Origin of the sequence: Nostoc sp. (genome assembly GCF_036917935.1) — a bacterium.
Classification (GTDB): domain Bacteria; phylum Cyanobacteriota; class Cyanobacteriia; order Cyanobacteriales; family Nostocaceae; genus Nostoc.
The window spans coordinates 1-14,082 of record NZ_JBALEL010000057.1; the positions used below are offsets into that span (position 1 = coordinate 1).

The window sequence follows — 14,082 nt, forward strand, 5'->3', positions numbered from 1 at the left end:
TTTTTTGAAACCTTTCACAGCAGCATAAGCATTAATTATATATTTAGTAGTATATAGTACTTTGAAGTACGTAAACTTGATTAGCGATCGCTCTTTGGGGAAAAACTTTTTGGTTTACTGATTCTAAATGGTTGGGCATTAATCGTTTTTTGTAAAGTTGTACTTTTGAAATTTTCATCCAATAATATCGTTGTCGATATGCCCGATTGCTGAATCAATTCGAGTTCAACCTTGACATTGGGAAGCGGTGCAAACTTTTCGTTCCTGGGTGGTTGCGAGAGTCCTCCAGCAAGAGCGTTTAATTTTTTCTGTGCTAGAGGTTTGGGGGTAAATAGTTGCAATCCCGGACTAATGGCTATAGCGTACTTCTGGACTAAATACAATGCGCCATCAGACAATGCAGACATTGGAATGTTTCGTAATGACCCATCTGGAATAAAGACTAGAGTATTAACTCTACTATTTTTGAGTTCACCTGCAACTGGTTTAATTAACCAATCATAAAGCTGCTGGGAAACCACTTCAAATTTATTATTAGCATCAGGTTGGACTATCGTCTCTCGCATTTGGGCGATCGCCTGCTCTACTTGCTGATGGTTTACCACAGAAGTTTTATGTATCAAAGGTTGATTGGGAAGTTTGAGGATTATTTCTAATTGGTTATCTAAGATAATCGGGTAAAAAATGGCAGTATTAGGGCGATCGCGGTCTACCACTTTGTCCAATACTACAAATTGGTTACTCAAGCAAGCTTCTCGGAAAAAATTATCTAGTTCTGCCAATTGCAAAGCTTCTATTCGCTTGCGGACTTTATCTAAATCGGGTTTTTCTTGTCCTTTCTGTTGTAAAAGCAGTTCTACTGACTGGCGATAAATAGGTTCTACGCTATCACGAAAATTAAACTGCACTTCTCGGTTTACCGCAACTAAATCGGTACGGAGAGACTGAAGAGTTGCAACTGCGGTATCATAAGCAGCGATCGCTCCCTCAATATTTCCTTGTGCTTTGAGCAAGCGTCCCAACAGCCACTCCCAACGATAAGCTATATCTGAAGCATCGAGTTTTTGAGCGAGAAACAATGCTTGCTGCGTTAATTTCTGTGCATCAAGCCATTGATTGTTTTGCTCATAGACTTCTGCTAAACTGCCTAGAGCATAGGATTGAGTGCGCTCATCACCTATGTTTTTGGCTTGTTGAACGCTGTTTGCCAAAGTCTCTGCAATATCTTTTTTATTACCAATTTTACTTATGGTGCGAGCAAAATTGATCCGTGCATAAATACCAGCTTGAGTAGTAGGCAGAGTTGCGAGTTGAGATTGGATTGTGGGTATTATTGTTTTTGCTTGTGCTACTTGTTCATTCTCAACAAGCAAGCTGAGTTGATTGATTTGAGCTTGAACTTTGGTGAGTGAGTTTGGCGCAATTAAAGCCGCCTTTTCATAATGAGCTATAGCGTCTTTTTTATTACCTAAGTCTCTAGCAGTATTACCAAGAGAAAATTCTATTAGGCTAGTCTCTGAAGGTAGTTGCAGACGTTTGGCAATTTCTAAACTGTGTTTTAAATTTTTCCAAGATTGCTCTAAGTCAGCTAATTGTCGATGGACATTACCGAGCGATCGCAAAGCAGTAACCTTTTCCAGTGAGTCAGGTTGGGTTTGTAACTGTTGAGAGACTTCATTCAATATGTCTAAGCCACGGCGGTAAAAACCAGAAACTCGTAGAGCTTGTGCTTGATTGATACGGCTGCGCGTCACTCCAGCATTGTATTGTTTACCTAAGCGCTTCCAAAATTGCTCTGAAATCTGTGATGTTTTCAAAGATATATCTGCCTGTCCCTGTGAGAGTTGCAGTCCACTTTGAATATCTAGAGTTTGTGCTAGAACTTCTAGCAATTCTGACTTGAGATTGTTGACATTTAACTTTTGATTTGTGTTGTCCCAGCCAAGTAGATTTAAGCTGTTATTAATCGCTTTTGACGCTTCTTTCCATGAGCCGAGTTGCTCAAACACTAGAGAGAGGTTAGTTAGTGCTGCGGCTTGTACAAGGTTGTCGCCTTGTTGTTGATAGATACGGACAGCTTGTTGTAGAACAGTTACAGCTTCAGCAAAGCGTCCAGATTGATAAAGCGCTTCTCCTTGAGAGACAAGTTGCTCTGGTGTTGTGGTTGAAGGTTTGGTGGTTTGGGTGTACAATCTGGCGAGTGAATTTATTTGGGGTTGGTTGGCGTATGTCTTGGGGATAATAGTTAGGGAAAAAGCAAGGGTAAATAGGACTACATAGCTTATCACAAATCTCATGAGTCGCTTAGTCAGCGCAAATGGATGCATATTTCACACCTTAGCGAGATGCAGAACAAGAAGCAGGAGTTTGTCGAGAACTATCAGGAGTGACATTAGGTGCTTGCGCCACGAGTTCTACATTCCCATTGCGATCGACTACCCAACCAGTAGCTTCCACAATGGTCATCGCCGCAGCAACTTTAGTACTATTTGAGACTGCTGTTGGTTGTGGCGAAATTGTTGTTTTAGCTCTTGTTGCGGGTTGTGGTTTTAATCTCACCCACGCTGAGAGAGTACTTGTATCTTGTAATGGTTCAGTGGGACTCATCGGTAGTCCACCGCGTCCTGTTGACACAAAAGAACTCTGAAATTGCCGACTTCCAGGAGTGCAAGCGGTGGAAATTTGCTGTGAGACATCAACGAGATTAGTAGGAAGTTCAATTAAGCTGCTAGTGAGGTCAATATCAGGTCTAGTGATTTCTACATTACCGCTTAACCTGCGAGTTCGCCCTGTGGCGGTGATATCGCTTGTGTTTCGGGAATTTACATTCCGGAACTGAATACCAAAGATACCTTTAGTATTGATTCTGACATTCCCACCACGAAAGTTAGCAGAATTAGCGCTGATGTTGCTATTTTCAAAGCCAACCAGGATATCGGTATTAATATTGATGTTGCCGCCGATAACGTTTTTTCCTGTAGCGTTGGTTCTGATGTTGCTATTGCCAGTCATAATTAAATCTTTTGAATTAATGTTAATTGTCGCCTGTTCTCTATCTCGGTCAACTTTGGGGCTGCCTGTATTGGCGATGAGTAAGCCGTTGTTCTTTAAACGGATAGAGCGTGCATTTAATGTCATGTTGCCTGCGGTTCCTGTTCCGAGACTCGCTACGCTTACTCTTGCCTGATCTTGCACTACCAAGGTATTGGTTTTGACCGTCAAATCTCCCGCATTCCCTGTTGAGTTTCGCTCTACACGAGTAAACAAGCCACTGCCAAACTGACCATTAGCGCTTCTACCAATCAGTTGCACATCTTGGGCATCAACAGTCAATTTTCCCCCGTTGCCCGCACCAAAAGTACTAGTACTTACCACTGCCCCATCTCGCACTAGCAAGGTATTGGTTTTTAGGGTTATATCACCCGCATTCCCTGTTGAGTTTCGCTCTGCACGAGTAAACAAGCCACTGCCAAACCGACCATCAGCGCTTCTACCAATGATTTGTACATCAGAGGCATCAACAGTCAATTTTCCCCCGTTGCCCGCACCGAAAGTACTAGTACTTACCACTGCCCCATCTCGCACTAACAAGGTATTGGTTCTTAGGGTTATATCACCCGCATCCCGTGTTGAGTTTCGCTGTGCGCGAGCAAATAAGCCACTGCCAAACTGACCATCAGCGCTTCTACCAATCAGTTGCACATCAGAGGCATCAATACTCAAAAAACCTGCCTTGCCCGCACCGAAAGTACCAGTAAATACCTGTGCCCCATCTTGCACTAGCAAGGTATTGGTTCTTAGGGTTATATCACCCGTATCCCCTGTCGAGTTTGGCTGTGCAGAAGTAAACAAGCCACTAGGAAACTGACCATCAGCGCTTCTACCAATGATTTGCACATCAGAGGCATCAACCCTCAAATTTCCACCCTTGCCCGTACCAGAAGTGCCAGTATTTACCCGTGCCCCATTTTGCACTAGCAAGGTACTAGCATTGATACTGACATCGCCTCCTTGTCCATTTGCTTCTGATAGCACTTGATTAAAAATCTCACTGTTATTGTTAAGGTTTATTGCGACCGTAGCATTAACCGAAATATTTCCTGCCTTACTATTATCAGAACCCAATCCACTGTCTATGCCTGCACGCAGGAAACTCCCTCCTGTCATCTCTAAATTCCGGGCATTAACTGTGATACTACCACCATTGCCAGCCAATACATTTACTTGGGCGCGATCGCTAAGGAAAACATCGCTTCTTTCTACACTATTGGGAAAACTCAAACGACTATTACTATCATCCCCATTCAACCCAACTGTACCAACACTAGCTAACCCACCTAACTCGACGAGTCCACCAAAAGCATTCAATCTTCCACCATCTATGTTCACATTGCCGCCTACTAGCAGCAAACCTCGACCATCTGGGACACGTAGACCAAATGCATTCCTGCCACCAGGAGTAGATCCTGCTGGTGCAGTCGAACTATTTTTAATCGGTGCAGCTGCAATTTGATTAAATAATAAGGCATTTGGATTTACTGTTAACAACGGTGAAGGTGCTTCTGGATTCGAGGCACTGAAAAATCCCTGATTGCCAAATCCTATGGCATTCGCTGTTGTGGCAACAAACGAACCGCCGATATTCAAACTGGCATTTTTACCAAAAATAATCCCATTGGGATTGATGATAAACAGGTTGGCTTTACCCAAGGTACGAATCGACCCATTAATGTTTGAAACGCTTGAGCCAGTGACTCGTGTGAAAATGTTTTGAATATCGAATACATTATCGAAGAAAGCTGTCTGACCAGTGGGAACAGAAAACTCTCTAAAGCTGTGGAATAGGTTAGCGCCTCTTGTCGTTCCACCTGAGATAATCTTGGTATTACCTTCTAATCTCACGTTGGAATTATTTGGCAGAGTCCCATCTGGCGTAATTTGAGCAACTGAGCTATTTGGATATAAGACTATTGCACTCGCGATCGCAATTTCTAGACCTTGCCACCAGTACAAACGTATAGATACTCCAGACATTGCACTCTCCTATTGATAAAGAAATTTAGCTAGTGAGTCCTCAATTTACAGCGCTTTGTATGGAAATGAAGTACACCTTTAAGAGTGATTCAGAAATTACCCATAAAAATAGATATGTAACTATTTATAAAAATGGTGTACTGTAGTTACCTGAAATACGCTGTCTTTACGTAATTTTCCTACTCTAATCAAGACTCCACCTTGCTTTGCGCCTATCTGGAGTCCTCCCGGCAGTTCTAGATAACCTAAGTTCGGGATAAGAAATCCTCAAAACCCATGATTTCTCGTTGTTCGGTCTGAAGCTCTGTTTTAATCGGTTCTCAATAAGGCATATTGTTGATGTTAATCTCATTTGTGAGCCTTATTGACAAAATGATTCCACTGTAATTACTTCTTTTATCACTTAGAGTTTTGCTTAATCCTTACAGAATCAGCTTTTTAGCTTCTGTCTTAACCCGGACTCAGGTTAGATAGTGAATAAACCAAAGTCACTGCTACCAATTAAGAATCAGAAGGTAAAGCTAAAAACCTTTGATTTTCCACTTGCATTGCTACTGGTGTCACCTGGACGATAACTGGTTTGGGTGACAGCTAGATTTACTAAATTGACCCCAAGAAGGAGATTTTTCGTGATCCGAAGATTATTGTCATTTCGCGATCGCTACTACATTCTTCACCTAACCTGGTTTGCCTTTTTTCTCTCATTTGTCGTTTGGTTTAACATGGCTCCGCTTGCTACAACGATTCAGCAGGATTTAAAGTTAACCACTGAGCAACTAAAAGTTTTAGCAATTTGTAATCTAGCCTTGACCATTCCAGCGCGAATTGTAGTGGGCATGATTCTGGATCGCTTTGGTCCTCGCCTTGTCTTCTCAGCATTGCTCGTGTTGGCGCTCATACCCTGCTCGATTGCTGCAACTGCAACCAACTTCAACCAACTAGTCTGGAGCAGTTTAGCCACCGGGATTATGGGATCTGGATTTGTAGTGGGAGTTCGCATGGTGGCAGAGTGGTTTCCTCCTCAAGAAATTGGTTTTGCTCAAGGGATTTATGGAGGCTGGGGCAACTTTGGAGCCGCTGCTGCCCAATTTACATTACCTGCTTTAGCCGTTACCACAACTTTTTTATCAAATGGTGCGGTTAACTGGAGATTGGCAGTTATGTTGACCGGAATCGTTGCCGCGCTCTACGGTGTAGTCTACTTACTTAGCGTTGAAGATACTCCACCAGGTAAAGTCTATCAGCGACCTCAGCGACATGGCGCGATGCTTGTCACGTCCGCTAACAGCTTTTGGGCAATGATGGCGCTGGACTTGGGGATGTGGCTGTCGTTGGGCATACTTACCTTTCCCCTCACACAACCGCAAATTCACTTTTTGCAGGGCTGGCAAGAGCTATTGTGCTGGGGATTTCTGGCAGGGTTATTCCTCTTGCAAACCTATAAGTCTTGGCAGGTGAATCGAGAAGTCGTGGGTTCCTTGAACCCGCTCAACTCGAATTTTCTCAAAAGTAGTAAAACCTATCCGTCTACACAACGCTATCAGTTTCGTCAAATTGCTTTACTAAGCTTCACCTATCTCACCAATTTTGGCGCTCAGTTAGCCGTCTTCTCAATTCTGCCAATGTTCTTTGAACAAACTTTTGCCCTAAATCGGGTCACAGCAGGCATAATAGCTGCCATTAGCTATCCCTTTTTGAATCTAGTATCGCGACCGAGTGGGGGACTCATCTCCGATAAATGCAGTAGTCGCAAATGGACGATGACGCTGTTCACTGCTGGTATTGGAGTCGGCTTTTTACTCATGAGCAGAATCAACAGTCATTGGTCGTTACCAATTGCCATTGGAGTGACGCTCTTGTGTGCTTACTTTGTCCAAGCAGGTGCGGGTGCCACCTTCAGCCTAGTGCCGTTAATTAAGCAAGACATTACAGGTCAGATTGCAGGTACTGTTGGGGCTTACGGTAATGTCGGCGGCGTAGTTTATCTAACGGTTTATAACTTCACGAATACTTGGACACTATTCTCCACAATGGGCGTGGTAGCGCTGATCTGTGCTAGCCTCTGCGGATTCTTTCTCCAGGAACCCAGTCCTTCTTTTGCTGAAAACAATGCCATTCCGAAAGTAGAGCAGAGCAATTGACAAGGGCAGCCAAACACTACCTTGTACGGCAGCGATACTAAAAGCTCAAAGCTCAACATTTATTTCTATAAATTAGCCTTCAACTGGTAATCCACCTGCGTTGATTCAGTAGCAAAGTCCAACATTTCTCGAACTTGTAAAGATTATGCTCAACTCAAAACAAGCCGAGGCAAAAATTCAACTGTTACATACACTGAATCAGTCAATCAGCAAAACAACAGAGCTTAATGCTGTGCTTACTGCCACACTTCGTACTATCTGTGAAAGCATCAACTGGGATTATGGAGAAGCTTGGATTCCTAAGCAGGATGGCACGATTCTAGAAGTTAGTCCAGCTTGGTACGTCAACCCAGCAAGAAGCATCGAGCAAGTGTCTGACTTGCAGAAATTCCGGTTGTGTAGCGAAGCGTTTATCTTGTCTGCTGGTGTTGGCTTACCAGGGCGAGTTTGGTCATCACAGCAACCCGAATGGATTTTAGATGTTTCGGCTCACTCAGAAACTTACTTTTTACGACATTACATTGCCAAGGCGTTCGGTATCAAAACTGGATTGGGAGTACCGATTCTCGCGAAGGCTCAAGTGATAGCAGTGCTTGTCTTTTTTCGGTCTGAAATCTGTGAGCAAGATCCACAAATCATCGAACTAGTTATGGCAGCAGCCGCACAGGTTGCCTTGAAAAACTGTTTCTAAAGGAGGCATTAGTCACTATGCACGATTTCAGTTACTTAGAAGCTTTGCCAATGCTGCTAGAGGCAACCGACTACCTCCGATTGTTTTATCGAGAACACGATCAACCAGAATCACACCTCGAAGCACGACTAGCAGAGGTGTATCAGGAATATAAGCGATCGCAAACCTACTGGCAAACTCCAGCAGAACTTGCCTACGGAGCCAAAGTTGCTTGGCGCAACAGCACAAATTGCATTGGGAGAATCTTCTGGCAGTCGCTAAATGTCCGCGACTTGCGCCATCTGACGACAGCCGAGGAGATTTTTGCCACCCTCGTTGAACACATTGAGTTAGCAACCAATAATGGCAGTATCCGCCCCTATATTAGTATTTTTGCACCTCAACAACCAGGCAAGAAGGGTATGCGTATTTGGAACCCACAACTGATTCGCTACGCTGGATATCGTCAAGCAGATGGCTCAGTTGTTGGCGATCCAGAACACTGCGAATTCACCGAGATTTGTCAACATTTCGGTTGGAAAGGTAAAGGAACTCCATTTGATGTATTACCTCTGATTATTCAGATGCCAGATCAGCCTCCTCAATGGTTTGAGATTCCATCAAAGGCAATTTTGGAAGTGTTCCTTAGCCATCCTGACTACCCTTGGTTTGCTGATTTAGGTTTGAAGTGGCACGCCTTACCAGCTGTCTCAGACTGGCGTTTAGAAATTGGTGGCATTTCCTACCCAACAGCACCCTTTAGTGGCTGGTATATGTGTACAGAAATTGGTGCCCGCAACTTGGGAGATGTGCAGCGTTACAACCTATTGCCCATCATTGCAGAAAAAATGGGGTTGGATACTCGCTCTAAACTTTCTTTGTGGAAAGATCGGGCGTTGGTGGCACTAAATACTGCGGTGCTTCATTCCTTCGCGCAGCGAGGCGTGTCGATTGTCGATCACCATACGGCTTCATCTCAGTTTATTCAACACATGGAACGAGAAGCACAGGCTGGTCGGATGGTTCCTGCTGATTGGGGCAGAATTGTTCCGCCTATCTCTGCTTCTGCCACCGAAGTGTTTCATACAGAGATGGAGAATGTTTGCTTGAAACCAAACTTTTTCCCTCAACAAGCAAGTTACTCTTTGTTATCTGGTTGACTCATTAGGTTTAGGGATTGCAACTATAAAAAGTAAATACTACCTTGTTTCATCAAGTTTTGCCGGATTTTGCATACTCACTTCAGAGGATGTAGGAAATTTCTGACTGCGTTGAACAAACAACACAACAACGCCACTTGCAAGTACAGCAAAGGCTGAGGGAATAAATGGTAACCATACCCCTTGTTTTAAAAGGATGATGCTCCCAAAAGGAACTCCCCAAAGGGCGATCGCACAAGCTCCATATAAAATGATAACTATCGCAAACATGGCGCATCCCTTATTCAGTAGTGAATGACGCACGCGCCAAACAATCAAACCAGACACACTCGACCATCCCCATATCCAGAGAATGTCGCACCAAAAAGGTAAAACCCCAAGAATTGGACGCTTGTCTAAAACTGCACTCAAAATTTGGCTAACCATTTGCGCTTGTATAAATATGCCTGGTATTTCCTGGTAAGGTTGCTGTGCAGCTGAGTAGGGAGTTGACCAAGTATCGCTGATAGTGTTAGCTGTCACTCCGATGAGAACAACCTTATTTTTGAAAAAAGTATAGTTAACTTTATCACTCAATACATCTGCCAAAGAAACTCTTTGGTAATCTACATTACGGTAATTAACAAGTATTTGAAATCCGCCTAAATCAACTCTTTGTTGATAGCCACCACTCCGACCAGGCTTTAAGCGTTTAAATACTTTAGAACCAAACTGTACATAATCTTCATTTAAATCAGGTTGAATATTTTCGTAAGATAAATAACGAGCAGCTAATTGTAACGAAAGTGAGTAAGGCGTTGTACAAACAGACGAAGGCTCTTGTGCCATCATCATAATTTGGCGACGGACGATACCATCTGGATCTTGAATTGCATCGGTAAAACCCTGACGTTCTACAGGGACTTCAAGAGGTGGTTTAACACCTTGGGGGTCGTGTTTACGATCTCTGCCTTTACAGACAACTACCACATTTTCTTTGCTCAGTTCAGTGGAGAGTTGTATCGGCTTTGATTCATTTGGGGGGTCAGCAAAATCTCTATAAATATCCAGTCCAATGACTCGCGGTTGATACTTTTGTAATTTGTTGAGTAATTGAGCTAACGTACTATCCGAAATAGATTTCACTCCTGTGGTCGTCTCTTGTCGGGATTGAATATCTTTTTCAGTAACTTCAACAACGAGCAATCTTGGATCTAAATCTTCCTTTGGTCGCAGGAGTAGCATTTGGTCAAAAGTTTGCAGTTCAGCTTTCTCAAAAACCCCCAAGTATCTCAAACCTATCGTTGAAAGAGTCACAATAGCAGTACTCAGCAGTACAGTCCAAAGTCTGCCCTTTCGAGTTGCAATTGTGCTTTTGGTCTTGGCGAGCGAAATTGTGCTTTGAGTCGAAACTTCGTTGCGAATCTCGGTGTCACCCAAACCACCGCGCAGTTCTTGCCAAGTTGTAGGAACAGTTGTAGGATTTTGGCAAATCACTGGCAACCAACTAGCACAAGGGAAGTTATTCTCCAACCCCTGAAGTCTTTCCCGCGCTTCTCGCACAGCCAAATAAAATGGCTTATTTCCTGTAAAAGCGACAAGAAAGTTTTTTAAAAACTCCTGTGCGACTAAATCTGATACCCCTTCCCGCATCACAATCATTTGGGGAATGTTCAAATCAGCCAAATTTCGTGCCAAACCAATACCATCACAGGAGTTAAAAATTGCTAGTTTTAAACCGTGTGTAATTGCTGTCTTAAGTGCATTTTTAAATTGAAAAATTGTTAAACTTTCGCTTTGATTAATGTAAATTTCTCCTATCTCCCCATCTGCAATACTAGCGCTATGTCCGGCAAAAAATAGAATATCCCAATTCTGATTCCACAGTTGCTCATCAAGTTCTTTTCGTGTAGGTTGGACAAGAAACGTAGTTTGAGTATCTGTTAAACTTTGCAACCAAGAACGGTCTTTATCAATATCAATACCAAAATTATTACCGAAAATTGCTAGAATCTTGACTCGATCTGTAGTAGATTCTTGTACAACTTGAGGAGATGCATACTCATGATTGCTTAAAGCTAATTCTGCTTTCGGGTAATCCTCAAAAAAATCCCACAAATGCCAAGGTAATCGATGCAGTAAAGCTATATTTGTTTCAAAAATAACTCTAATTTCATCATCTCGACTGAGTAGAGTCCTTAACTGTCGTTCAATATTTTGGAAGGATTCAGATTTTAACCAAGCATTGATATGTGTTTGTAACTGACGACATACTTCATCGAAATCATTCACAGAAATATTGGTAATATCTTGTGAATGCACTTTTATACGTTGATTGTTGCCCAAACGTTGATGGATAGCTTCGTAGAGTAACTTCCATCTTCTGTAGAGTTCGGAAAGTTCTGGTATTGCTGGCAGACTCCCTGTTATTTTAAATAATTGGTTATTGTGCCAAAGTTGAGCCGTGACAATAGGAAATCCTTGATTTAAGTCTCCTCCCAACAAGCTGAAGATAACTAGCTTACTCATTTGTGGTTTATTATTTGTCATTTGTCCTTATCTAATGAATGACTAATGACTAACGGTTAAATAACGAAATCTTCTGTTATTTGGTGACTATCAAAAGTAACTTGGATGCTAAAACATTCTCCTACTTCTCCATCAAACCGTTTCAATTGTATGTAGTTATCTTGTTCTCTTGCTTGCACTTTCTGAATAATTTCTTCTGACTCTAAGAGCAAAGCTAACTTGATATTAACAGGTAGATATTCTCCATTGGCAGGATGTAGTTGCACGCGAATACTAACTTGTTGGCTATCCTCTGGTATGAAGGCAACTAATAACACCACTTTTTGAGACTCTATTTCCATTCCCAAATCAATCAGCTTGGCTCGTTTTATACTACCAACATTTAACCCAGAGCCACTCCTGAAATTAAAAGCTAGACTGTTGGAATTGAAAAGCAAAGATGTTTCTATTGCTTCCCAAGAATCATCGTATATACCTTCTAGCCAACGACTCAGATTCACTCGCACTTGGGAAGATTGTGGCTGCTGCCGTTGTTGGTACAAGCGCTGCCGCAACTGCTCATTCTCTAGTAGCGCTCCCCAAGTTATAAATGGTACTGCCAATCTAGAGAAACGAAAAGAGGTATTGCCTAACCGTTGCACAAGATTTTCTGCTTGCTCGGTGGATAATTGTGGTAATGGATCTATAGCCGCTTTCATCTCTTCTCCTTGACAAAATTGGTAACTCAAAGAGAAAGCATTGAGGTCTTTTGTCAAATGCCGTGCATCTATACAATAAGTCCTATCCACTGAGTCATAGTGAGCTAGAGATTTCAGTTCTTCATGGGTTGTGTAACCCCAAATTCGTACCCACTCGCCATCGGGTTTGACTTGCACTGCTAAATAGTAGTCTGCTGCCCAGCTAAGAATATCTACCCATTCTTGAGGGACTTCTAACTCGCTATCATCAATTGCTTCACTGGGGATCAACACTATTCGCCTACCCTCTAGCAAAATTGCTGTGCCATTGACAAATTCCCAAAAAGCTGGAGTACCAGGAAAACTGTACCAAACACTGGTTTGGGGAAAATCCTCAGTTGAGATCCAATCCAAGAAAGCATGGAGGCAAATTTGATTTATGTAAGCGCACCAGCGACTACTAGACGTGGCATAAACCTGGCTTTGCTGCCAGGATTGCGCCTGAATAGTTGGTGATATTTCTAACAACCATTCTCTGGGATCTGCAAACGCGCAAGTCATTTTTACTACCTTGTGAAAACTAAGGATTTATGTTGTACTCACCATGCTGGTTTCTCAACCATTCTTCCAAAGCAAGACTCATATCTTTAATTTGGTTGGAATTAACAGAATTATTCAAATCCTGGCTCCACTTAATCAGTGCTGCAAGTATTGATTCTCTACCTTTAACCAGTTTGCGAGACACCGTAGGCTGACTCATCTGCAACTGTTGCATAATCTGCTGCTGAGTCAGTCCCTGTTCGTAGTAAAGCTTAAGTACTTCTTGGGATTGTACATCTAGACTCTGTAAAGCTTTTAACAATACACTAGACATCTGAGATATTTGGTTTTGTCGATTTTGGACATCCTCTTCGGCTATCATATCAGCCATTGGTGAGTCAGAGGATGGGTCTGGCAAATCAAATGTTATTGTCCTGTCATCATTTTGCTTGAACGCATTTAGAGATTTCACAGATGGAAATAGATAAGCACGCACGTAGAGAGCTGTTTGGGTTAACCACTGTTCAATTGTCTGTGCGTTGCGTTGCTCAGTAGGTTGAGTGATTTGGCTTTGGCGTTGGTGGTTGTATAGGTTGGCAATAGCTTCCCAAAGTTGGCGATTCGGTTCTGGTAACTGACTGGTACCTCCTGGTTGGTTTTGGATGTAAAGTTCGTTGAAACAAGTCCAAGCTAAACGATATTGAGCAACTGCGCTTTGTGATAATCCAGCTTCACTAAGAGCTTCACTAAGCAGCTTTTTGCTCACTTTGCGTAACAATGCCCAATTGGTGCAAATATCAGCTTCCTTGCGTTGACGTAAAATATCTCTCAGGCGACTGGGCATTACCATCATGGCGTAAGCTTTTAAGCTAGAAGATTTTTTGGGGTTGAAGTCTTTAAGAATTGTTTCGACTTCTGCGATCGCCATTTGAAAGTAATCAGCGAGCATGTATTGGCTGAGATTAAATTTAGCAACTGTTTTTGAAGCAACCCAATAACATGCTTCTTGTAAATAAGCTAATAAATGCATTCTGGCAAGGTTATTCAACTTAAAGCGCCATTGTTTGTGCCAGTATAGCGCCCAAAAGTTTTCTGATTTAGGTGCTGATGACGAATGCTCTAAGTGATTTTGCATATTTCTATACAGTTTGGCATCAGTCAACCATTTGCTGAATCTGCCTCTTTCCAACTGCACGAATGTTGAGAACATGCCCGTAATTTCTTGGCGAGGACGCATAAGCAATTAAAAATATAAACCAGTAAACCAAAAAGTTTTTCCCCAAAGAGCGATCGCTAAAAAATTGGTAGTTTATAATACTAGTAAATACGGAATCCTCTAACCAGCAGACAGA

The 14,082-nt window shown here is 42.5% G+C and carries 9 protein-coding genes; 3 read left to right on the forward strand and 6 right to left on the reverse strand.

Annotated features, from left to right (window positions below; translation table 11 throughout):
• Positions 1-80 precede the first annotated feature (80 nt).
• Positions 81-2,297 carry a CHAT domain-containing protein gene (locus tag V7K62_RS24280; RefSeq protein ID WP_334868583.1) on the reverse strand — a complete coding sequence of 739 codons (2,217 nt, stop codon included), beginning with the start codon at positions 2,295-2,297 and terminating at the stop codon, positions 81-83.
• A 40-nt stretch (positions 2,298-2,337) separates the two neighbouring features.
• Complete coding sequence (locus V7K62_RS24285; RefSeq protein WP_334868585.1) at positions 2,338-5,034, reverse strand: two-partner secretion domain-containing protein; 2,697 nt, start codon at positions 5,032-5,034, stop codon at positions 2,338-2,340.
• 629 nt (positions 5,035-5,663) lie between these two features.
• On the opposite strand from V7K62_RS24285, the gene V7K62_RS24290 reads away from it, so the two are divergent.
• The 3 genes from V7K62_RS24290 to V7K62_RS24300 all read left to right on the forward strand — a co-directional run bounded on the left by V7K62_RS24290 (position 5,664) and on the right by V7K62_RS24300 (position 9,005).
• Positions 5,664-7,175, forward strand: coding sequence for a NarK family nitrate/nitrite MFS transporter (locus V7K62_RS24290; protein ID WP_334868587.1), 1,512 nt, complete (start codon positions 5,664-5,666; stop codon positions 7,173-7,175).
• 145 nt (positions 7,176-7,320) lie between these two features.
• The gene (locus V7K62_RS24295; RefSeq protein ID WP_334868589.1) at positions 7,321-7,866 is read left to right on the forward strand and encodes a GAF domain-containing protein; all 546 of its coding nucleotides are present in this window, start codon (positions 7,321-7,323) and stop codon (positions 7,864-7,866) included.
• A 17-nt stretch (positions 7,867-7,883) separates the two neighbouring features.
• A complete protein-coding gene (locus V7K62_RS24300) occupies positions 7,884-9,005 on the forward strand; it encodes a nitric oxide synthase oxygenase (RefSeq protein ID WP_334868591.1) in 1,122 nt (373 codons plus the stop codon).
• 39 nt (positions 9,006-9,044) lie between these two features.
• Here the strand turns inward: V7K62_RS24300 and V7K62_RS24305 are convergent, their stop codons facing one another.
• From V7K62_RS24305 to V7K62_RS24320, 4 genes are all read right to left on the reverse strand, one after another.
• Positions 9,045-11,534 (reverse strand): CHASE2 domain-containing protein, encoded by a 2,490-nt coding sequence (locus V7K62_RS24305; RefSeq protein ID WP_334868593.1) that lies wholly within the window; start codon positions 11,532-11,534, stop codon positions 9,045-9,047.
• Positions 11,535-11,569: 35 nt separating this feature from the next.
• Positions 11,570-12,751, reverse strand: coding sequence for a DUF1822 family protein (locus V7K62_RS24310; RefSeq protein ID WP_334868595.1), 1,182 nt, complete (start codon positions 12,749-12,751; stop codon positions 11,570-11,572).
• Positions 12,752-12,770: 19 nt separating this feature from the next.
• The gene (locus tag V7K62_RS24315; protein WP_334868597.1) at positions 12,771-13,940 is read right to left on the reverse strand and encodes a sigma-70 family RNA polymerase sigma factor; all 1,170 of its coding nucleotides are present in this window, start codon (positions 13,938-13,940) and stop codon (positions 12,771-12,773) included.
• Positions 13,885-14,082, reverse strand: a 198-nt coding sequence (locus V7K62_RS24320; protein ID WP_334868599.1) for a hypothetical protein, incomplete at its 5' end; no start/stop codon positions are given. The genes V7K62_RS24320 and V7K62_RS24315, both read right to left, overlap by 56 nt.